At 67.7% G+C, this 22,206-nt stretch carries 17 protein-coding genes and 1 pseudogene; 3 read left to right on the forward strand and 15 right to left on the reverse strand.

Annotated features, from left to right (window positions below):
• Window position 1 precedes the first annotated feature (1 nt).
• Together T8K17_RS07525 and cysG are read right to left on the reverse strand one after the other, a co-directional pair.
• Window positions 2–316 (reverse strand): DUF2849 domain-containing protein, encoded by a 315-nt coding sequence (locus T8K17_RS07525; RefSeq protein ID WP_322333880.1) that lies wholly within the window; start codon window positions 314–316, stop codon window positions 2–4.
• 14 nt (window positions 317–330) lie between these two features.
• Window positions 331–1,752 carry a siroheme synthase CysG gene (gene cysG / locus T8K17_RS07530; RefSeq protein ID WP_322333881.1) on the reverse strand — a complete coding sequence of 474 codons (1,422 nt, stop codon included), beginning with the start codon at window positions 1,750–1,752 and terminating at the stop codon, window positions 331–333.
• Window positions 1,753–2,004: 252 nt separating this feature from the next.
• Here cysG and T8K17_RS07535 point away from each other — a divergent pair, with 252 nt between their 5' ends.
• Window positions 2,005–2,454: an Lrp/AsnC family transcriptional regulator gene (locus T8K17_RS07535; protein WP_322333882.1), complete on the forward strand. Its 450-nt coding sequence runs from the start codon at window positions 2,005–2,007 to the stop codon at window positions 2,452–2,454.
• Window positions 2,455–2,473: 19 nt separating this feature from the next.
• Here T8K17_RS07535 and T8K17_RS07540 read toward each other — a convergent pair whose 3' ends face one another.
• From T8K17_RS07540 to T8K17_RS07595, 12 genes are all read right to left on the reverse strand, one after another.
• Complete coding sequence (locus tag T8K17_RS07540; RefSeq protein ID WP_322333883.1) at window positions 2,474–5,005, reverse strand: PAS domain S-box protein; 2,532 nt, start codon at window positions 5,003–5,005, stop codon at window positions 2,474–2,476.
• 355 nt (window positions 5,006–5,360) lie between these two features.
• Complete coding sequence (gene ahcY, locus T8K17_RS07545; RefSeq protein WP_322333884.1) at window positions 5,361–6,656, reverse strand: adenosylhomocysteinase; 1,296 nt, start codon at window positions 6,654–6,656, stop codon at window positions 5,361–5,363.
• A gap of 140 nt (window positions 6,657–6,796) precedes the next feature.
• Window positions 6,797–7,279 carry a GNAT family N-acetyltransferase gene (locus T8K17_RS07550; RefSeq protein ID WP_322333885.1) on the reverse strand — a complete coding sequence of 161 codons (483 nt, stop codon included), beginning with the start codon at window positions 7,277–7,279 and terminating at the stop codon, window positions 6,797–6,799.
• Window positions 7,280–7,287: 8 nt separating this feature from the next.
• A complete protein-coding gene (locus tag T8K17_RS07555; protein ID WP_322333886.1) occupies window positions 7,288–10,569 on the reverse strand; it encodes a hypothetical protein in 3,282 nt (1,093 codons plus the stop codon).
• 109 nt (window positions 10,570–10,678) lie between these two features.
• Window positions 10,679–11,851: an aminotransferase gene (locus T8K17_RS07560; protein WP_322333887.1), complete on the reverse strand. Its 1,173-nt coding sequence runs from the start codon at window positions 11,849–11,851 to the stop codon at window positions 10,679–10,681.
• Window positions 11,852–12,071: 220 nt separating this feature from the next.
• Entirely contained in the window at window positions 12,072–13,484 is a 1,413-nt protein-coding gene (locus tag T8K17_RS07565; protein WP_322333888.1) for a hypothetical protein, read from the reverse strand.
• 51 nt (window positions 13,485–13,535) lie between these two features.
• On the reverse strand, window positions 13,536–13,757 hold the full coding sequence (locus tag T8K17_RS07570; RefSeq protein WP_322333889.1) for a tetratricopeptide repeat protein: 222 nt from the start codon (window positions 13,755–13,757) through the stop codon (window positions 13,536–13,538).
• A 5-nt stretch (window positions 13,758–13,762) separates the two neighbouring features.
• Window positions 13,763–15,556 (reverse strand): phosphoenolpyruvate--protein phosphotransferase, encoded by a 1,794-nt coding sequence (ptsP, locus tag T8K17_RS07575; RefSeq protein ID WP_322333890.1) that lies wholly within the window; start codon window positions 15,554–15,556, stop codon window positions 13,763–13,765.
• Complete coding sequence (locus T8K17_RS07580; protein WP_322333891.1) at window positions 15,543–15,818, reverse strand: HPr family phosphocarrier protein; 276 nt, start codon at window positions 15,816–15,818, stop codon at window positions 15,543–15,545. The genes ptsP and T8K17_RS07580 overlap by 14 nt, the downstream gene beginning before the upstream one ends.
• Before the next feature lie 11 nt (window positions 15,819–15,829).
• Window positions 15,830–16,237 (reverse strand): PTS sugar transporter subunit IIA, encoded by a 408-nt coding sequence (locus T8K17_RS07585; RefSeq protein WP_322333892.1) that lies wholly within the window; start codon window positions 16,235–16,237, stop codon window positions 15,830–15,832.
• A gap of 22 nt (window positions 16,238–16,259) precedes the next feature.
• On the reverse strand, window positions 16,260–17,141 hold the full coding sequence (gene rapZ, locus T8K17_RS07590) for an RNase adapter RapZ (protein WP_322333893.1): 882 nt from the start codon (window positions 17,139–17,141) through the stop codon (window positions 16,260–16,262).
• Window positions 17,138–17,557, reverse strand: a complete 420-nt coding sequence (locus T8K17_RS07595) for an HPr kinase/phosphorylase (protein ID WP_416153174.1) — start codon at window positions 17,555–17,557, stop codon at window positions 17,138–17,140. Before T8K17_RS07595 ends, rapZ begins: the two co-directional genes overlap by 4 nt.
• Before the next feature lie 268 nt (window positions 17,558–17,825).
• Between T8K17_RS07595 and acnA the strand changes: the two genes are divergently transcribed.
• Window positions 17,826–20,513 (forward strand): aconitate hydratase AcnA, encoded by a 2,688-nt coding sequence (gene acnA / locus T8K17_RS07600; RefSeq protein WP_322333895.1) that lies wholly within the window; start codon window positions 17,826–17,828, stop codon window positions 20,511–20,513.
• Window positions 20,514–20,603: 90 nt separating this feature from the next.
• Here acnA and T8K17_RS07605 read toward each other — a convergent pair.
• A pseudogene (locus T8K17_RS07605) lies at window positions 20,604–21,428 on the reverse strand (MipA/OmpV family protein).
• A gap of 101 nt (window positions 21,429–21,529) precedes the next feature.
• Here T8K17_RS07605 and T8K17_RS07610 point away from each other — a divergent pair.
• Window positions 21,530–22,168: a TetR/AcrR family transcriptional regulator gene (locus T8K17_RS07610; RefSeq protein ID WP_322333896.1), complete on the forward strand. Its 639-nt coding sequence runs from the start codon at window positions 21,530–21,532 to the stop codon at window positions 22,166–22,168.
• Window positions 22,169–22,206: the final 38 nt, after the last annotated feature.

The raw sequence follows: 22,206 nt of genomic DNA on the forward strand, positions 1-22,206 counted from the left end.
CTCAGGCCACCTCGACGGAAGCGGGAAGATCGGTGCCGACGGTCGGGCCGGCCGACCGGATGCGTTCGCGCTGGCCGAGCGGCTCGAGGCTGCCGTCGCTCCCGACGGATACCGCGAACAGGTAGGCGCCGACGACGATCCGGCCGCGCACGGCTTCCAGGGTGGTCGCCTCGAACCCGGCCAGTTCCGACGGAACGTCGCTGGCATGGGCATCGGCGAAGCGGTCCGACCAGGTGTGGGACAGGGTGAGATAGACCACCGCGCCGTCGCTCAGGCGGTTGGCGGTCATCACTTTCGATACGCGGGTATCGCTCATCGGGCGCTCCGGTCTCAGACGGCGAGCCGCTCGGGCACCGGGGTCGGTGCCGTGCGGGGAAGGGGAAAGGGCAGGGCGTTGGCGGCGGCGGTCACCTCGCCGATCACCAGCAGGGCCGGGCCGCGCACTGACTGCGCCTCGACCAGGTCACCCAGGCCCGCCAGGGTGCCGCGCAGCACGCGCTGATCCGGCTGGGTGGCGCGCTCGATGACGGCGACCGGGGTGGAGGCGGCACGGCCTGCGGCGATGGCCCGCTCGGCGATGCCGGCGGCGACCGACACGCCCATGTAGACCACGATGGTGTTGCGGCCCTCGGCCAGGAGTCCCGGCTCGATATCCAGGGCGCCGTCCTTGCCGTGGCCGGTAATGAAGGTGACGGAGGAGGCGTGGCGCCGGTCGGTCAGCGGGATCGCGCAGCTGGCGGCGGCTCCCAGGGCGGCGGTGACGCCGGGCACGATCTCCACGGCGATGCCGTGCCGGCGCAGATAGGCCAGCTCCTCGCCGCCCCGGCCGAACACGAAGGGATCGCCGCCCTTCAGCCTCACGACGCGTTTGCCGGCGCGGGCGTGGGTCAGCAGGATCTCGTTGATCTCGTCCTGCTGGACGCTGTGCTTGCCCTTGCGCTTGCCCACGTCGATCCGGTCGGCGTCGCGGCGCACGCAGTCGAGGATACCGTCGCCCAGCAGCGCGTCATGCACCACCACATCGGCATCCTGCATCATCCGAAGCGCCTTGACCGTCAACAGGTCCGGATCGCCCGGCCCGGCGCCGATCAGGGCGACGGAGCCGACGCGCTCGGCGCGGCGGTCGTCGTTGATCGCCCGCAGCATGGCCTCGCTGGCGCCGGCCTCGTCGCCGGCCAGCACCTTGCCCGCGATCGGGCCGTCGAAGACGCTCTCCCAGAACAGACGGCGGCCCTCGCCTTCGGTGATGGAGGCGGTGACCGCGCCGCGGAAGCGGCCGGCGAACTTGGCCAGGGCGCCCAGCCGCGACGGCAGCAGGGCTTCGATCTTCTCGCGCAGCCGGCGGACCAGGACGGGGGCGGACCCGCCGCTGCCGATGGCGACCAGGATGGGATCGCGGTCGACAATCCCGGGGACGATGACGGTAGAACTGGCCGGGCGGTCGATCACGTTGATGGGGATGCCGGTGGCGCGGGCGGCGGCGAGGATCGGATCGATCTCCTGGCTGCCGTCATCGGAGACGACGAGCAGGGCGGCGCCGTCCAGATCCTCCGGGTCGAAGGTCCGGTTGACCAGATCCAGCGCGCCGGAGGCGGCGGCTTCGACGATCTCGGTCTCGGCCCGAGGGGCGACGACCAGGATCCGGGCGCCGGTCTTGCGCAGCAGACGGATCTTGCGCGTGGCCTCGACGCCGCCGCCGATAACGACGACGCGCCGGCCGTCCAGATCGGCAAAGAGGGGGAAATATCTCACGGGCGATCTCCATTCGGTCCGACTGGGCCCACGGGCGATCACCCGTGGCGCTTTAGCGGTTGGTGACGCGGTCGCAAGCTGCCCTTCAAATCGCCGCGGCCCGTTGGACGGGCTGGAGCCTTGTCGGCCCCTTCCTGGCGAAGATAAAAAGATCGTTCCCTATTGGATAGATGGGGGACTCTAAATAGAACGGGACGGTCCTAATGAGTTCTGATATGAAACGAACCGTTCCCAAATGCGGTGGAGTGCGGAATGGATGATACAGACCGTCGGATCCTGCGGATCCTCCAGACCGACTGCAGTGCGCCGGTATCGGAGGTCGCCCGTCAGGTCGGCCTGTCGGCCTCGCCCTGCTGGAAGCGGATCAACCGGCTGCAGGAGTCGGGCGTGATCCGGGAGCAGGTCGCGGTGCTGGAGCCGGAGGCGCTGGGGTTCGGGCTGACCGTGTTCATGTCCATCAGCACCGGCGAGCATTCCGGGGAATGGCTGCGCAAGTTCGCCGAATTCGTCAGCGCCATGCCCGAGGTGCAGGAGTTCCACCGGATGGCCGGCGAGATCGACTACATGCTGAAGGTTGTGGTGGCGGACATGAAGGCGTTCGACGCGTTCTACAAGCGGCTGGTCGATACCACGCCGCTGACCGAGGTGACCTCCCGGTTCTCCATGGAGACCATCAAGCAGACCACGGCCCTGCCGGTCTGATCTCCGGCGTGGGGACGCCTCAGCAGACTTCCAGCGAGTTGTCCCGGTTGCTCTTGACCCGGTTGCCGGAGGGCAGCCAGATCGAGGCGACGGTGCCGCCCTTGGCGCCGTTGGCGATCCGCAGCCAGCCCTTCTGCTTCTCGATCAGGCTCTTGGTGATCGCCAGACCGAGGCCCGATCCCTCCTGGCTGTTGGAGGTGAGCGGATCGTCATGCCGCAGGAACGGCTCACCGACACGGTCGAGGATCTTGGCCGGCACGCCCTCTCCCTCGTCCTCGATGACGAAGCGGACGCCCTGGTTGTCCCGGTGCAGGCGGATGGCGACCCGGCTTTCCTCGGGCGAGAACTTGGCCGCGTTGGACATCAGGTTCAGCAGGCATTGCAGCGCCAGCCGGCGGTCGCACAGCACCGTGCCGACATCGCGGAAATCGGTCTCCAGGCCGATCGATTTCTTGGTGAAGGCCGGGCCGATCGTAGTCACCGCCTCCTCGATCAGCCCATAGGCGTCGGTCGGCTTGAGGGTCGCCTCCACCTGTCCGGCCTTCAGCTTCGACAGGTCGAGGATCTCGTTGATCAGGCTGAGCAGGTGTTCGCCGCTGCGCTTGATGTCATGGACATATTCGTTGGACCGGTCGCGCCCGAGCCGCTCCAGCCCGAGGGTCGTCAGCATGTCGGCGAAGCCGATGATCGCGTTGAGCGGCGTGCGCAGTTCATGGCTCATATGGGCCAGGAAATGATCCTTCGCTTCGTTCGCCCGATAGGCCTCCTCCAACTGGTCGCGCAGCCGGTCGGACAGCCGGACCAGTTCCTCGTTCGCCTGCACGATCTCCGACATGTCGTGGGCCGTGGCGGTGACCATGGGCTCGCCGCCGATCTGGTAGCGCGCCAGCGAGATCAGGGCCGGGAAGCTGCCACCGTCCTTGCGGCGGGCGCGCACGATGCGCAGCGCCGACATCGGCCCCGGCGCGGAATCGGGGTCGGCGATGTAGTTGCGGACCAGTTCCACATGCGCCTTGCGGGCGTTCACCGGCACGAGTTCGTGGATCGAGCGGCCGAGGATCTCCTCGCTGCTCCAGCCGAAGAGGCGGACGGCGGCGTCGTTGAAGCTGGTGATCCGCTGCCGGGAATCGACCGATAGGATGGCATCGGGTGCGGCCGCCAGGATTGCCTCGATCTGATCGCGGCCCTCGGCGATCACCTGCCGGGCGAGGACCTGTTCGGTGACGTCGTCCTGCACGCCGATGAAATGGGTGATGTCGCCGTTGCGGTCGCGGATCGGCGAGAGGTTCAGGGTGTTCCACAGGATCGTGCCGTCCTTACGCCGGTTGCGCAGGGTCACCGTGCACGGCTCGCCCGTGGCGAGGGCGCGTCGAACGATGTCGAGCTCCGGCTGGTCTTCCAGACCCGCGTTGAGAAAGCGGCAGTTCCGGCCCAGCACTTCATGGGGCCGATAGCCGGTGATCTCAGTGAAGGCGCTGTTGATATAGACGGTCGGATAGTCGTCCGCGGCCTCGGCGATCAGAACGCCGCACACGGCCGAATCCAGGGCGGCGCTGTTCAGCTCGACCTGGCTCTGGAGTTCCTGCTCTCGGGTGACATCGATGTTCACCCCGATAAGGCGCCTCGAATCGACGTAGCCGTCGCTGCTGACGCAGAGTCCGTGGCTGCGGATATACCGCACCTCGCCGTCCGGCGTGCGGATGCGGAACAGGCTCTTGAACGGGGCCTGCGACCCGGCGGCGGCAGCCAGTTCCGCTTGCACCCGGTCGCGGTCTTCCGGGACCACCCGCTCCAGGAACGCGTCCCGGGTGCGGTCGAAACGATCCGGCGTCACGCCCATCAGGTCGTGTTGAACGGGATCCCAGGTGAGCTTGCCGGTGTCCACCTCGCTGACCCAGACGCCGATGCCCCCGGCCTGGCGGGCCAGGGCGGATGTCCGCAGGGTCAGGGCGTAGCGGTCGCGGTCGGCGCAGATCCGCTGAAGGAACTCGATGATCAGACCGAGCATGGTCACGCCGACCGTGTTGCCGATCAGCAGGACCGGCCAGTAGGTCTGCAACACCGTCAGTCCGGTTTCGACCGGCTGGCCGATGAAGAAGGCCGGCAGCGCAGCGGCGGTAGCGATCAGGGACAGGGCGAGAAATCCGAGCAGCCCTTGCCGCGTGTGGTTGCGCCGGCGGGCGATCTCCGCATAGACGGCGCCCGTCACGGCGAAGAGTACCATGCTGATCACGCCGCTGATCGCCGCGCCTCCGCCGACGACCATCCGGGTCGCCGCGGCCAGGGCGGCGGCGACGAGGCCGCCGACGGGGCCGGCGAAGTAGCCCGCCAGAACCAGCGGACCGGCCCGCGTGTCGAAGGTCGCGCCGAAGGGGCCGTGGAGGGGGGCGGCGACGACGAGGATCGAGATGCTTCCCAGAAGGAGCCCGATCAGCAGCTGCCGTCGGACACCCTGCTCCGGAAAGCTGCGGTATTGGGTCAGAAGGATCAGCATGAGCGCGCCGAGGCTGAGAAGCCCGATATTCTTGATCACCGAGAGCGCGAGGATCATGCGAGCCTATCCCTCCTGCATGGCGCCGACGCCGGTCCCTAAGACGGGCGACAATCCGCGCAGCGGTGGGGCGAACGGTAGCGGACAGGCGCTCAAGCCCTGGGAGCAGGCATATGGCATCTGCTCTGAGTGCAGGCGGTCCACCGTTCGTCTCCTGCTTGTGGCAAGCTTAACGCGAGTTAGTGCAGTCAAGAATCATTTTAATTGGTAAAAAAGTTCTTAAAATATTCTTCAAAAATGAACGTGACCATGGGATCGGTCGCTGCGAGCCGCGGATCCCGCCGGGAACCGTCCAGCCAAAGAAAAAGACCGGGCCGCGATGGCCCGGTCTTCTCCCGATGGTTCGGCGATCCGCTTAGTAGCGGTAGGTCTCCGTCTTGAACGGGCCGTTGGTGGTCACGCCGATATAGGCCGCCTGCTCTTCCGACAGCTTGGACAGGTTGGCGTTGATCTTCTTCAGGTGAAGTTCCGCAACCCGCTCGTCCAGCTTCTTCGGCAGAACGTAGACCTGCTTGTCGTACTTGCTGTGGTTCTTCCACAGCTCGATCTGCGCCAGGGTCTGGTTCGAGAACGAGGCGCTCATCACGAAGCTGGGATGGCCGGTGGCGCAGCCCAGGTTCACCAGCCGGCCCTCGGCCAGCAGGATGATGCGCTTGTCGTCCGGGAACACGATCTCGTCGACCTGCGGCTTCACGTTCTCCCACTTCATGTTGCGGAGACCGCCGACCTGGATCTCGTTGTCGAAGTGGCCGATGTTGCAGACGATCGCCCGGTCCTTCATCGCCCGCATGTGGTCGACGGTGATGATGTCCTTGTTGCCCGTGGCGGTGACGAAGATGTCGGCGCGCGGCGCGGCCTCTTCCATCGTCACGACCTCGTAGCCTTCCATCGCCGCCTGCAGGGCGCAGATCGGGTCGATTTCGGTCACGATGACGCGGGCGCCGGCGTTGCGCAGCGACTGGGCGGAACCCTTGCCGACATCGCCGTATCCGGCGACGCAGGCGACCTTGCCGGAGAACATCACGTCGGTCGCCCGGCGGATGCCGTCGGCCAGGCTCTCGCGGCAGCCGTACAGGTTGTCGAACTTCGACTTGGTGACGCTGTCGTTCACGTTGATGGCCGGAACCATCAGTTTGCCCTTCTTGGCCATCTCGTAGAGACGGTGCACGCCGGTGGTGGTCTCCTCCGACACGCCCTTCACGTCCTTCATGAGCTCGGGAAATTCCTCGTGCATCATGATCGTGAGGTCGCCGCCGTCATCCAGCAGCATGTTCGGGCGCCAGCCGTCCGGACCCTCGATGGTCTGGCGGATGCACCACTCGTATTCCTCTTCCGTCTCGCCCTTCCAGGCAAAGACCGGGATGCCGGCGGCGGCGATGGCCGCGGCGGCCTGATCCTGGGTCGAGAAGATGTTGCACGACGACCAGCGGATCTCGGCGCCGAGCGCGATCAGCGTCTCGATCAGCACGGCGGTCTGGATGGTCATGTGCAGGCAGCCCGTGATCCGCGCGCCCTTGAGCGGCTTCGACGGCCCGTACTCCTCGCGGATGGCCATCAGGCCCGGCATTTCGGTCTCGGCGATCGCGATCTCGCGGCGGCCCCAGCCGGCCAGGGAAATGTCGGCGACCTTATAGTCGGTGAACTCGGCCATGAATGTCCTCGTCTCCTGTCTAACAGAGCGTGCTCAGGCGGCTATGGTGCCCGCGCCCGAGCGTCTCGCTCGCATCGATGTCGGCCTCGCCGCTGCGTATAACAAGGCCCGGCGGGATGGGCAAGGAGAGGGGGCGGTCCTCAGGCCGGCCGCATCGATTTCGCCATGTCCATCGAAGTCGGCTCGCTGAAGCCCGGATGCGCCTTGCGGCCGGTCTCCGCGTAGCCGAGATGGCGGAACAGGGCGATGTTGTCGGTCAGCAGCAGGCGCACCCCGAGGGTCACCCGATCGTGATCCTGGGCCAGGCCGAACGCTTCAACCGCCTCGATCAGGGCCCGGGCGATGCCCTTGCCGGTCAGCGCCGGATCGACGGCCAGCCGGTCGAGATAGAGCGATCCGTCCGCCTTGGGATCTGCACACACCGCGCCCACGATCTCCCCGTCCAGGCGCGCCACGAACACCGCCCCGCCCCGGTCGAACCGGGCGGCGAGGGTTTCGGGCGTCTCGTTCATCGCAGCCGAAGGCGGGTCGATCCGGCCGGTCAGGGTGGCGAAGGCGCGGTGGATCACCGCAGCCGCCTCGAACAGATCCCGCGGTGCCGCCGCCGCGACCCGTACCGCCATGCCGTCTCCTATTGCACCCGTAGCGGCCGGGCGTCCGCGCCGACCTCGATCTTCCATCCCTCCATCATCGTTCCCTTCAGGTTCAGGTGGGAAGCCAGATAGAACAGCCGGTCGGTCTCCGGCGTGTTGTAGCCGTTCTGCTTGGCCGTATTGGCCAGCTCGAAGCGCTGGTAGAACCAGGCCGGCTGGAAGGATTGGTAGTAGAAGCGGGCGGTGACGGATTCCACCGACTTGCCCTCCAGCGCCGCCTTGGCGATCCGGTAGCGCAGGCGGTCCGTGCCGGCATTGGGGCTGGCCTTGAAGTCCGGATCGTCGCCGGTGCCGGTCGGTTCGGTCGACTGCATGAACTGGTACAGCAGGTCGCCCTGGTCGGCGATGCCGGCATTGGGGCTCTTGCCGGCGAACTCTGCCGCCGTGACCCAGCCCGCCGGCATCAGCCGGTTGTCCTTCACATGCTCGACCCGGTGGACGAAGGAGGTGGTGAAGGCGCCCTGGGCGTTGCGCACCAGCTCCTCGTAGATCTGCACCTGGGTGTCCTCGGTGATCTCCTGGTAATGCGGCTGGTAGTCGGTGCCTTTCAGAAGCTCGGTGTCGAGCACGATGCCGTGGGTATCGGTGATCAGCCCGCCCTCGTTCGGCCGGCCGGAGGCCCAGATCAGCGAGCCGTCCTCGGCCCAGACCTCCAGCGCGACCCAGGCCCGGCGGAAGGCGACCCCGCTCGGCAGGCGGTGGCCGGTGGTGTTCGTAACCTCCACGTCCACGACCAGATCGCCGTCCGCGTTCATCTCGGCCGACTGCACGGCGACGGTGCCGACCCGTCCTTCGCGGATCGAGGTCGCCATGGCGTTGATCGCCAGATCCGCGCCGGTTTCGGCTCCGGTCTCGTAATCCGTGCTGTCGACCCCGAGGACGTTCGGGAACTGTTTCACCATTTCGATCATGAACCCGTTCAGGCCCACCAGTTCGTGCCGGCTGTAGTCCGCGCGGTGCGGCACCGTGATGTCCTCCGGCGGGAGCTGGTGGTCGGCGGCGGTATAGTCCGCGTCCTGGATCGTCGCGATCTGGCTGACCAGCGGCTTGATCTCGTCGGTCAGGTTGCCGTCCGCGTCCACCGTCCTGAAGCGGTTCGGCATATGGCAGTCCTGGCAGCTCGCGAAGTCCGGTCCCGGTTTGTTGTGTTTGCCCGGGCCGAATTTCGAGTTCAGCCATTCCAGATAGGTCGCCTGCTCGATGCTGTGCGGGATGCCTTGGAAATGTTTGTTCGGCTCGATTGCGGTCAGGATGGGATACTCGTCCTTTGTCGCGCCGATATTCGGCAGGTTGATGGTGTGGCAGGTGCCGCACATCGCCGAATCCTTGGTGAAGGGAGGTTTGCCCTCCCTCATCGGCGGGGCGACCTTCGGAGTGATCCCCATGGCGTTGCGCATCGGTTCGGGGACGATATCGGCCAGCGGGCCCAGCAGCTCGTCCGCTTCGGAGCGTTCGTAAAGTCCGGTGTTGTTGTTGGCGGTGAAGTACAGGAAGGCGTCCGACCAGAGATTGTCGGTCCGGCTGCCGAGCCAGGCCGGGTGGTCTTTCTCGGTCTTTGTCGTCCAGTCCTGAACCGTCTTCTGCGAGGCCGGCGCGATGTGGTGGCAGACCGTGCAGCTGATGCCTTCGCGCGCCAGCTCGCCATAGGCGGCGTCGCCGATGGGGTGATAGGCGGTCGGCGGGATCGGCTGGTTCGGAAAGGGGGTGAAGGGCGGGTTCTTCTCCTGCGCCTCGGTCAGCGGCCGGGTCAGATAGAAGATCTCCGGATTGAACTGCGGGTTCAGGATGCCGTCATGGGGCAGGCTGTGCTTCGCCTTGGCGTTCTGGTCGAGCCCCTTCTGGCGCAGGCCCATGGCGCCGTGGCAGCGCAGGCAGGTGTCGGTCAGGGCCTGCTGGGTCGTCTGAACCGCCGCGGGTCCGGGCTTGCCGTCCTTCAGGGCGCCGTTCTCCTCCAGCAGGATGATCAGCTCGCTCTCGAGCTGGGCGTGGAAGATCGGGTCGCGGCCGGCCAGCCCCATGGGCGACCAGCGCCATTCCCCGAAGGGCGAGATGTTGTAGCCCTCGCCGTACTTGCTCCCGGTGGAGACGAACATCGACACGCCGGACGGCGCGCCGCCGAGCCCGCCATGGCAGCCCATGCAGTTGGACGAGGTCAGATAGTGCTGCGGATCGGAGCTCGGATAGACGTTGTCCGAATATTCAGACGGAAGCGAGAAGCGCGGAATCTCCGCCGGGTCGGGATCCGCCTTCATCCGCTTCAGATCCTGGAACGCGGCAATGAACGCCCGGTTCGGCTTCGGCAGGGGCTTGTCGTGCCGGGGCGCGTCGGCGCGGACGGCGTCCGGCTTGTGCTCGTCCTTGATCGGGGCTCGCGGCGTGAAGAAGGGGCGCTGCTGCGGCGGCAGGTTGAGGGTGGCGAACAGCGCCGTGCGTTCGGCCTCCGGCGCGCCCTCCATGTGCTTGGCGATGATGTCCCAGACCGGTGCGGAGGCACCGCCATCCGTCACCGCCCCCACCTTGGCCTGGGTCAGGTAGTCCTTTGAGCGCCAGGAATTGTCGACCTTGAACTGCAGCGGGATCTCGGCCGGGTCGAAATTGTTTTGCGAGGCGAAGGTGTTGGCGTTCTCGGCGGAGGCGTGGCAGCGGATGCAGGTGCCCACGCCGAAGCCGGAGACCGGCACGCCCTTTCCATCGTCCACGTTGGACGCCCCGTCCGGCTTGTCGAAGGAGTACCCCTTGAACGGGCCGGACCAGAACCAGCCGTCCTTGGAGTCGCCGCCCGTGTCCTGGATCATCAGGGTCCAGCCGACCAGCAGATCGTCGAGCAGCGCCTCGTAGCGGGCCGGATCGCTCTTCAGATAGGGGGTCTCGGCGAGGACGGTATAGAGGGCCGCCGGCGGGGTGAACATTTCCTTCACCAGGATCGCGCCCTGGGGCACCGGGCCCTCGCGCCCGCCGTCGATCCACGTCACGGCCTCCGGCGAGTAGTGGATGCGGACCGCCGGGTGGGTGCCGTAATAGTCGCCGGCGATGAACGGCCCGGTGTCGCGCACCTTGGTATCGACCTTCCAGCCGGGGAGGCCCGCGTAAGCGCGCTGCACAACCCAGGGATAGAGGATGTTCACCTCGTAATCCTGCAGCGGCATGGTGCTAGGCAGGGCGGGAAGCGGCTGCGGGTCGGCCGAGCCGGCGCTCGGCAGGAGCGCCAGTCCGAGGACAAGGCCGGTTATCGTTCCGAGCAACCGTGATTTGCCAACCATCCGCCGTTCCTCCCTTATTTCGGGAAATATGGCATCAGGTCAGTCGCGTGCTGTCAACTGTGGGTGGTCAAGGCTTTCTACTGGAAGAATAAAATATTACTCGGCCGCTTCAGACCGCCCCCCGCAGGCGGTCGCCCAGTTCGCCCATGCGCTCGGCTTCCAGATTGGCGAAGGCGAGGCGCAGATACGGATCCTGGCCGGGGCCGAACACCGTGCCCGGCAGGGCCAGCACGCCGTGTTCCTGCGCCAGCCGCTTGGCGACCGCATGCGCGGTCTCGCCGTCGAAGGGGTGGCGCACATAGGCGAAGTAGGCGCCGGTGGAGACCAGGTCGAAGGCGAGATTGCCAGACGAGAACACGTCCAACAGTGCCTGGCGGCGGCCGGCCATCATCTCGCGCTTCTCCGCCGCCCACCCCCACAGGTGCTGCAGGGCGTAGAGGGCGCCGTCCTGGCCGATCCGGGCGGCACAGATCGACATGGTGTCCATCAGCTTCGCCACCTGCTCGATGAAGCGCGGGCCGGCGATGATCGAGCCGACCCGATAGCCGGTCAGGCTGAACACCTTGGAGAAACTGTAGAGCTGGACCACCGTGTCGCCCCATTTCGAATCGCTGAACAGGGTGTGGCGCGGCTCCGACGGGTCGAGGAAATCCTTGTAGGTCTCGTCCAGCACCAGGGCGATGCCGCGCTCGGCGCAGAGGTCGCGGAACCGGGCGATGACCTCCGGCGGCACCACGGCGCCGGTCGGGTTGTTCGGGCTCACCAGCACCAGGGCGCGGGTCCGCTCGGTGATCAGGGTGGCGGCCTCGTCGGGATCCGGCACGCCGCCGCGATCGGCGCGGAACGGCAGATGCACGCCGGTGACACCGAGGGAGTCGAGCCACATCTGGTGGTTAAAGTAATAGGGCAGGGGCAGGATCACCTCGTCGCCGTGCCGGGCCAGGGCCATGATGGCGAGGCAGTAGGCCTGGTTGCAGCCGGCGGTGATCTGCACGTTGGCCGGCGCCACGCTGCCGCCGTAGAAGCCGCTCATATGCTCCGCCAGGGCCGATTTCAGCGCCGGGGTGCCGGTGATCGGGGCGTATTGCGCGGCCTCGAAGGTGCGGGCCCGCTCGGCCAGATGGGCGCGCAGGGCCTCGTCCGGCGGATAGCTCGGCACCGCCTGGCAGCAGTCGAGCAGCGGCTTGCCGGGGATCGGCGGGCGGCCGTCGACCCAGGCACGGGCTTCGGCGATCGGCGGCTCGACGACGGAGACGACGTCGGGATTGACGGTGAAGGTCATGGCAGGGCGTCCGGAACAGCGATCCCGCCCCTTTAGCACGGCGGCGGGTCCAGTCGAAGAGGCCGACTGCGGGGCTTTATCTGACCATTCCTCCCTTCCCGACTTCCCGGACGCCCCACCGGGGCGATCCAGGACCCAATGGCAAGGTTCGGAACAGGGTCCTGGATCACGCTGCGCGCGTCCAGGAAGTCGGGAAGGGGTGGGAACTGGACTGCGCCGACTACGCCACGGCGATCGGCTTTCCCCGGCAGCAGCAGGCGGCGGTGACCGGGAAGTCGGTGCGCGCCTGGGCCAGGGTCAGGCGCTGGCGCAGCATCTCCGCCTCCGCGGTCCCGCCACGCCGCTCCACGCATTCGAGCAGACCGTGCAGCGCCCAGACATTGTCCGGATGGCGGCAGGGGCGTGGAACCGTTGGATCGAGCCCCAGATCGGCCCGGTAGACGGCCTCCGCCTCGGCATGGAGACCCTGTTCGGCCAGCAGCGCGCCCAGCGCGTGGCGTGGCGGATGCATCCAGGCCCAGGGCTCGGTGTAGTTCAGGGCGTCGTTGCGCTCGACGGCCGCGCGTAGATGGTCGAACGCCTCCTCGAAGGCGCCGCGGCGATAGGCGATCTCGCCGGCCAGCATGGCCGCCCCGACGCCCAGCGTGTCGCGCACCGTGTTGCTGAGGAAGATCGCGTCCTCGGCGAAGCCGTCGCGGGCGGCGTGAAAGGCGTCGGCCTCGCGGTCCGCCGCGTCGAGCTCGCCCAGGGCGGCATGGGCCACGCCCTTGGCGTAGTGGAACATGGCGGTCCGGATCGGCGCCAGGTCGGGGTCGGGCGGCGGCGCCTCGCGGGTCAGCTCCCGCCATTTGCCGAACCGGACCTGCACATGGCTGCGCATCCCGGAATAGCCGTCGAGGATCGAGCGCATGAAGGGCGCGCTGGCGGCCAGCAGGTCGCGGTGGGCGATCGCCCGGATCTTCTCGGCGGCGTGCAGGGCGGTGCGGTACTGGCCCAGCAGCATGGCGGCGTAGATGTAGAGATGCAGGTCGTGGCAGCGGGCCGTGGTGTAGAAGTTGGTGTCGCCGCCGAAGGCCAGATAGGCGTCGTCGGCGGCCACTGCCCGCCGGCTCTGCTCCACCGCCTCGCTGTAGCCGCCGCACAGCACGTAGATATGGGCCGGCATATGCTCCAGATGGCCGGCATCCGGCGCCAAGCCGCGCAGGCTGTCGGCACTGGCCAGGGCGCGTTCCGGCTCGGCCGACATCTCCAGGGCGTGGATGTGCATGTGCAGAACGCCCGGATGGACGATGCCGTCGCGGGCGCAGCGGGCCAGCGCCGTCTCCAGTACGTCGAGCGCCTCCACCGTCAGGCTCGCCGGATTGGGCGCGCCGGTGCGCAGGTCGAACAGCATCCGCGGGGTGCAGGTGACGGCGGCCTCGGCGAACAGGGCGGCGATGTCGAGATCGTCCGGATGGGCCGCGTGCACCGAGCGCATCGCATCGGCGAATTCCCGGTGCCAGCGGTTGAGCACGGCGCGGTCCCGTTCCGACGGCGACTGGTAGCGCAGGGCCACCGCGGCGATCAGCGCCCGTTCCGCCTCGGTGCCCGGCGCCGCAAGATCAGCGGCCTTCAGGGCCGCGGCGTGGCACACCGGCAGGGTGGCGGCGATCTCGGCGTCGGAGAAGCGGATCCAGGCGCGGTTTTAGAACGGGCCGCTGGCATAGGCGATGCCCCACCACGCCATCGCGCAGCCGGGATCGGCCTCCAGCGCACGGTGGAAACAGGCGACGGCTTCCTCGTGGTTATAGGCGAACAGCCAGTTCAGACCCCGGTCGAACCAGGTCTGCGCGTCCGGCGGGGCGGTGGCGACCGGGCGCGTCCAGGTACCGAGATCGAACGGATAGGCCGGATCGATCTCGGTCATGGCGCTCAGAGACCGTCGTTGAAGTCGTCGAGCAGGACGGCGATCCGCCCCTCGTCGAGCTGGTCCATGATCGCGCGGGCGCGCTGGGTGGCCGGGGCCAGGGACAGGCGGCGGATCCGCTGCTTGACCCGGGGCAGGGCGGTGGCGGACATGGACAGCTCCTTCACCCCCATGCCGATCAGCAGCGGGGCGTAGCGCGGGTCGCCGGCGATCTCGCCGCAGATGCTGACCGGCAGTCCGTGGCGGTTGGCGGCATCGACGGAGAACTGGATCAGCTTGAGCACGGCCGGGTGCAGCGGGTTGTAGAGGTCGGCCACCTGCTCGTCGCCCCGGTCGATGGCCAGCGTGTACATGGTCAGGTCGTTGGTCCCGAGCGCCAGGAAATCGCATTCCATGGCCAGCGCGTCGGCGGAGAGGGCGGCGGCCGGCACCTCGATCATCGCGCCGAGCGGCGGAACCGGATCGGCGATGGTCACCTTGCGGCGTTTCAGACGGCGCACGACCTTGGTAAGGATCGTGCGCACCGCGCGCACCTGGGCGGTCGAGGAGATCATCGGCAGCAGGATGCGCACCGGCCCATGGGCGCCGGCCCGCAGGATGGCGGAAAGCTGGGTCTCCAGCAGCTTCGGCTCGCGCAGGGACAGCCGGATGGCGCGCAGGCCCAGGGCCGGGTTCGCGCTGTCGGCGATGCGGTCGCCCAGCGCCGTCGCCAGCTTCTCGCCGCCGACGTCGAGCGTGCGGATGGTCACCGGCTTGCCGGCCATGCCCTCCACCACCTGGCGCAGGGCGGCGTACTGCTCGTCCTCGTCGGGCAGCACGTCGCGGTTCATGAACATGAACTCGGTGCGGAACAGGCCCACGCCCTCAGCGCCCCGATCCGTGGCGATCTCCAGGTCGCGCGGCAGCTCCAGATTGGCCAGCAGGGAGATGGTCACGCCGTCCTGGGTGATCGCCGGCAGCGAGCGCAGGCGGGTCAGTTCCCGTTCCAGCCGTTCCCGCGCCGCCGCCCGGCGTCGGTACTCGGCCAGGGAGTCCTCGTCGGGGTCGAGCACGATCCGGCCGGTATCCCCGTCGACAATGATGGTCTCGCCGGACCGGATCGCCTTCGGCGCCACGGTGGCGCCCAGCACCGCCGGCAGGCCCATGGACCGGGCCATGATGGCGGTGTGGCTGTCGGTCCCGCCAAGGGCGGTCACGAAGCCGCCGATCTTCGCCGGGTCGAGCAGGGCGGTGTCGGCCGGGCTCAGCTCCTCGGCGATGATGATGGCGCCCTCGGGGACATGGGCGAAGGCGTGATAGGGGGTCTCGGTGAGCTGGCGCAGGATGCGGTCGCCGACCTCGCGCACGTCCTGGGCGCGGGCGGCGAGATAGGCGTCGTTCACCGCGGACAGGCCGCGCACCATTTCGCCGACCACGACCTGAACGGCGGCCTCGGCATTGATGCGGCGCTCGCGGATCGTCGCGGCGACCCCGCCGGCGAGCCGCGTGGAGCCGAGCATCGCGGCATGGGCCTCCAGCAGCGGGCCGAGTTCGTCCAGCACGCCGGCCGGCAGGGCCTCGGCCTTGCGGCGCAGCTTGCGGACCTGCTTGTCGGCGCGGGCCCGGGCGGCCTCGAACCGCTCCACCTCGGTGACGAGCTGGCTGGTGGCCACCTGGTATTCGGGAACCTGGATCGACCCCGTATCGAGCACATGGGCCGGACCGATGGCGATGCCGGCGGAGACGCCGATTCCCTCCAACAGTCCGCGCTTGCCTCCCTTGTCCTGGCGCGCCCGCTTGGCCTTGTTAGTGGTCTTCATCGAACTTGGACTCCACCAGATGGGCGATGGCGTTCATCGCCTCCCCCGCATCCGAGCCCTTGGCGCGAACCAGGATCGAGCAGCCCGGCGCCGCCGCGAGCATCATCAGACCCATGATGGATCGTCCGGAGACGGACTGTCCGTCCTTCTCCACCTCGATATCGGCGGCGTAGGCGCCGGCACATTTCACGAATTTAGCCGCCGCGCGGGCGTGCAGACCGCGCTTGTTGGTGATGAGCAGCTTGCGTTCTTCCGTCGCCATCGCCTGCCCGCTCAAGAGCCGGTCGCCCCCAGCACTTCGGAGGCGATCGATATGTATTTCCGCCCGGCATCGCGCGCCGCCACGCTGGCCTCGTGGAGCGAGGCGTTGGCGCGCACGCTGGCGAGCTTGATCAGCATTGGCAGGTTCACGCCGGCGATGACCTCGACCCCCGGGCGGTCGATGATCGAGATCGCCAGGTTGGACGGGGTGCCGCCGAACATGTCGGTCAGCACGATGACGCCGTCGCCGGCATCCATCTCCTTGGCGCGATCCATGATCTCTCCGCGCCGCTGCTCCATGTCGTCTTCCGGACCGATGCAGACCGTTGCCAGACCGGTTTGCGGCCCCACCACGTGTTCCATCACCGCCTTGAGTTCATCCGCGAGGCGACCGTGGGTCACCAGAACAATGCCGATCACGATGTCTTCCGCGCTGTTTTGCTCATGTTGACGGCATGCCGCCCGTCTCGCGAGGCAGGTCGCGATGGCGGAGCGTGACAGGAGTTCCCCCGCTCTTCAACCACTCGGCCAGCCGCTCGGCCACATGAACCGAACGGTGCTTGCCGCCGGTGCAGCCGATGGCGACCGTCAGGTAGCTCTTTCCCTCGCGTTCGTAGCGCGGCAGCAGGGGGCCGATCAGATCGGTGAGGGACTGGAAGAACGGCGCAAAACCGGGATCGCCGGCGACGAAGGCGCCGACATCCGGGTCCCGGCCGTCGCGCGGCCGCAGATCCGGCATGTAATGCGGATTGGCCAGGAAGCGCACGTCGAACACCAGATCCGCCTCGCGCGGCAAGCCGCTGCGGAAGGCGAAGGACACGACGGTCACCGTCATCGCCCGGCCGACATCCAGGGCCAGGGATGAGATCAGGCTTTCCCGAAACTCCGAGAGATTGGACGAGCTGGTGTCGATCACCGCCGTCGCCAGATCGCGCACCGGGTCCAGCATCCGCCGCTCGATGGCGATGCCGTCGGCGATCGGCCGGTCGGTGGCAAGCGGGTGGCGCCGCCGGGTCTCGGTGAAGCGGCGGATCAGAACGTCGTCGTCGCAGTCGAGGAAGACGACGCGCAGGTCGACATCCGTGCGGGCCTCCAGCTCGGCGATGGCGTCAGCGAGCGGATCGGTGGCGAAGCCCCGGGTGCGCGGGTCCACGCCGACGGCGATCCGGCCGGGAGCCTCCCGTGGCGCCAGCAGGGCCGGCATGAGGCTGAGCGGCAGGTTGTCGACCGCCTCGTAGCCGAGATCCTCCAGCACCTTCAGGGTCGACGTGCGGCCGGCGCCGCTGAGGCCGGTGACCAGCACGACGGAAAGGGGAGCGGTCATCGGGTACTCACCTGACGGACGGCCATGCGGACCTTGGCGGCGGCGGAGGCTTCGAGGGCGAAGAGCGAGATCACCGGGACCGACACGCCGAGATGGGTCCAGCGGCCGGGGTCGGGCATTCGCGGAACCTGCTCCAGGGGGACGAGATCGATCACCAGGACCAGCGAGACGCGCTGCACCGCCGGCACCGAGACGATGCCGATGCCGCGCACCTCCATCCGGCCCGACAGCGCTTCCGGCGCCCGGGCGATCAGGCTGTCCCCCTCGCGTGCCAGCTCCACCCGGTCATCGGCGACCAGCGACGCCCCGCTGTCGATCAGCCGAAGCGCCAGATCCGACTTGCCGATACCCGACGGGCCGCGGAGCAGCACGCCCCGGCCATCGATCGACAGCACATTCCCCCAGATCGTCTCCATGGGCGGAGAATGGGTGCGCCGGGGGGCTTAGGCAATGGCCGATCCGCATCGATCGGCGCGGGTGCGGGATGTCGCGGCGCACTTGAATCCCTTTGCGTCGGCCGGTGTCGGAGATATAACGGCGCCAAACCAAGACGGGCATGGGCCCGCATATAGCCGACCGGGCCGAGGCGCACCTCGGACGGCCGCGCGGTCGAGAGACTTACTTTCAGTCGCGAGACTTCGCCGCCAACTGGCTGCTGCCATCATCATCGAGGAGAGACACTACATGACCGCAGGCCTGGACAGCTTCAAAACCAAGGCGACGCTCGACGTCGCCGGCAAGACCTACACCTATTACGACCTGACCTCACTCGAGGCCGCGCACCCCGAGGTCGCGCGCCTGCCGTACTCGCTGAAGGTGCTGCTCGAGAACCTGCTGCGCTACGAGGACGGGGTCACCGTCACCGAGGAAGACATCACCGCGATGGCCGACTGGGCGAAGACCCGCAAGTCGGCGCGCGAGATCGCCTATCGCCCGGCCCGCGTGCTGATGCAGGACTTCACCGGCGTTCCGGCCGTGGTCGACCTCGCCGCGATGCGCGACGCGATGGAGAAGCTCGGCGGCGATCCGACGAAGATCAACCCGCTGTCTCCGGTGGACCTGGTCATCGACCACTCCGTGATGGTCGACGATTTCGGCAATCCCGAGAGCTTCAAGAAGAACGTCGAACTGGAATTCGAGCGCAACAAGGAGCGCTACGAGTTCCTGAAGTGGGGTCAGGACGCGTTCTCGAACTTCCGCGTCGTCCCGCCGGGAACGGGCATCTGCCACCAGGTGAACCTGGAATACCTGGCGCAGACCGTGTGGACCAAGGACGAGAACGGCGAGAACGTCGCCTATCCGGACACCCTGGTCGGTACCGACAGCCACACCACCATGGTCAACGGCATGGCCGTGCTGGGCTGGGGCGTGGGCGGCATCGAGGCGGAGTCCTCCATGCTCGGCCAGCCGATCTCCATGCTCGTGCCGGAAGTCATCGGCTTCAAGCTGACCGGCAAGATGCCGGAAGGTGCGACCGCCACCGACCTGGTGCTGACGGTCACCCAGATGCTCCGCGCGAAGGGCGTGGTCGGAAAGTTCGTGGAGTTCTACGGCCCGGGTCTGGACGACCTGCCGCTGGCGGACCGCGCGACGATCGCCAACATGGCACCGGAATACGGCGCCACCTGCGGCTTCTTCCCGATCGACGCCGAGACCATCAACTACCTGCGTTTCACCGGCCGCGACGAGGACCGGGTGAAGCTGGTGGAGGCCTATGCCAGGGCGCAGGGCATGTGGCGCGAGAAGGACACGCCGGATCCGGAGTTCACCGACACCCTCGAGCTCGACATGTCGAGCGTCGTGCCGTCCCTGGCCGGCCCGAAGCGCCCGCAGGACCGGGTGCTGCTGACCGAGGCCGCCGGCAACTTCCAGTCGGCCCTGAAGTCCACCCTCGGCGACGGCACGGGCACCAAGCGCTCGGCCCCGGTCGAGGACGCGAACTACGAGCTGAGCGACGGCGACGTGGTGATTGCCGCCATCACGAGCTGCACCAACACCTCCAATCCGAGCGTGCTGATCGCCGCCGGCCTGATCGCCCAGAAGGCGGTGGCCAAGGGCCTTACCGTGAAGCCGTGGGTGAAGACCTCGCTCGCGCCGGGCTCCCAGGTCGTCACCGACTACCTGGAGGCCGCCGGCCTGCAGGATCCGCTCGACAAGCTCGGCTTCAACCTGGTCGGCTACGGCTGCACCACCTGCATCGGCAACTCCGGCCCGCTCAGCGACCCGATCGCGGCGGCGGTGGAGGCCGGCGATCTGGCGGTGTGCTCGGTGCTGTCCGGCAACCGTAACTTCGAAGGCCGCGTGAACCCGCATGTGAAGGCCAACTATCTGGCCTCTCCGCCGCTGGTCGTCGCCTATGCCCTGGCCGGGTCGATGTTCGTCGACATCAACAACGACCCGCTCGGCGAGGACAAGGACGGCAACCCGGTGTACCTTCGCGACATCTGGCCGTCGAACCACGAGATCGCCTCGACCATCCAGGCGAAGCTCACCCCGGAGATGTACCGGTCGCGCTACGCCAACGTGTTCCACGGCGGCAAGGAGTGGCAGGCGGTGAAGACCTCCGGCGGCCTGACCTACGACTGGGACGACGGGTCCACCTACGTGCAGAACCCGCCGTACTTCGTCGGCATGGCGGAGGAGCCGGGCGAGATCACCGACATCACCGGCGCCCGCGCGCTGGCGATGCTGGGCGACTCGATCACCACCGACCACATCTCGCCGGCCGGTTCGATCAAGAAGGACAGCCCCGGCGGCGAATACCTCCTGGAGCGTCAGATCCGTCCGACGGACTTCAACTCCTACGGCGCCCGTCGCGGCAACCATGAAGTCATGATGCGCGGCACCTTCGCCAACATCCGTCTGCAGAACGAGATGACCCCGGGCGTGTCCGGCGGCATGACCAAGCTGGTGACCACCGGCAAGGAAATGCCGATCTACGACGCCGCCATGAAGTACGCCGAAGCCGGCACCCCGCTCGTCGTGATCGGCGGCAAGGAGTACGGCACCGGCTCGTCCCGCGACTGGGCGGCCAAGGGCACCCGTCTGCTGGGCGTGAAGGCGGTCGTGGTCGAGAGCTTCGAGCGTATCCACCGCTCGAACCTGGTCGGCATGGGCGTGCTGCCGCTGCAGTTCCCCGAAGGCACCGACCGCAAGACCCTGGGTCTGACCGGTGACGAGACCTTCGACATCACCGGCATCGCCGACGGCATCAAGCCGCGGATGGCCGTCCCGATGACGATCACCTATGCCGACGGCACCAAGAAGACCGTCGAGCTGCTGTGCCGCATCGATACCGCCAACGAGGTGGATTACTACCGCCACGGCGGCATCCTGCACTACGTGCTGCGGACCCTCAGCCAGGCCGCGTAAGCGGTTTCGCCTGGGCCACGTTAAAACGGGCCAAACAGCAACGGGCGCTCCCTTCGGAGCGCCCGTTCGCGTTTCGAGACGCGGTGACTCTCAGAACGTGTAGGTCAGGAACATGCCGCCGAAGATCTGGGTGGCGCTGCCGCGCTCGTCCACGATCGGGCTGTCGGCGAAATCGCCCATCAGCCGCGACACGCCGGCAATGGCGCCGATGCCGATCTCGCGGGTGACGGCAAAGCGGGCGGAGGCCTTCAGGCCGACGTCGCGCAGACCGTCGCCGGCGGAGAACTGCGACAGGCCGCTGGCCGAGGCCCCGGCCGCGTCGATGGTGTAGTAGGTCGTGGCGTAGTCGTTGTCGGCATAGGTCGCCGAGGTGCCGATCGAGAGCTGCAGGCGCCGGGTGGCCTGATAGCCTTAGGTCAGGCCGAGGGTCGCCGTCGAGCCGTTGTCGTCGGTCGCGGCCCACATCGCCTCGACCTCGACGCCGAGGGAGTCCCGGTCGCCGAAGATGCCCTTCTCGGTATAGCCGGCGAACAGGCCGACCCAGAGCTCGTCGTCGATCTCCGGAAGCCGGTCGACCACGTCGTCCTCCACGTCGGAGCGGCCTTCGCCGTAACGCAGGATCGGACCGAATTCGAACAGGCCGTGGGGCATCAGGTTGGCGCGCACGCCCGGCCCGTCCGTCTCGACGTACAGATTGTCGTACTCGACCTTTACCGTCGGGAAAGGCTGGAACTCGTAGTCGTCGGAGCCCAGATAGTCGGGGTGGTAGATCGCGCCAGCCCCGAGCGTTACCTGCCAGGGGGAGTCCGGGCCGGTCTCCTGGGGCTTGTCGTCCGCCCGCGCCGCCGAGGGAAGGGAGACGACGGCGAGCGCCACCGCCATGAAATATCCGGTCCGAATCGAAGTCATACCCATTGAAACCTCTCCATGGCGATATTTACGTCGTCAATATCCGGTTAACGTGCGGGCGTCAATGCCAAATTGACAGCGAAAACATTCCGCCGATAGGGTGCGGAATGGCATATCACCATGGCAATCTGCGGGAGGCGCTGGTCCAGGCCGGGCTCGACATCCTGGAAACGGAGGGGCTCGGCGCCCTGAGCCTGCGGGGCTGTGCGGCACGGGTCGGTGTCTCCCACGCCGCACCGAAGAACCACTTCCAGAATCTGGAACGGCTGACGGTGGCGATCTGTGCCGAGGGGCATCGGCGGCTCAGCGCCACCATGCGGGAGCGCCTGCGCGGCGCCCCGGCAGAGCCGCGCGCCCGGATCGCGGCGGCGGCGGAGGGGTATCTCGCCTTCGCGCTGGAGAACCCGGACTTGTTCCGGCTGATGTTCTCCCAACCCAGGACCGCCGCCTACGACCCGGACCTGCGGGAAGCCGGCGACGAGTCCCATGACATCCTGCGCGAGATCTGCGCTCCGCTGGCATCGCGGATCAACGGGGTTCCGGTGCCCCGCGCCGTGATCGAAACCATGGTGTGGAGCTATGTGCACGGCTATGCCTCGCTCGCGGTGAACAACCGGTTTCGGCGCCAGCAGGTCGCCATGGGCCGGATGCCCGGAATCGCCGAGGCGATGCCGGCTTTCGAGATCGAAGGCGAGGGGCTGCGTGCGCCCTGCCCGCCAGAGGTGGGAGCGGCGGAGGCGAAGTGATATCCTCCCGGGATGCCTGCGCACCGTACGGTGTGCCA

The sequence above is a fragment of the Thalassobaculum sp. OXR-137 genome (genome assembly GCF_034377285.1).
Lineage (GTDB): Bacteria > Pseudomonadota > Alphaproteobacteria > Thalassobaculales > Thalassobaculaceae > Thalassobaculum.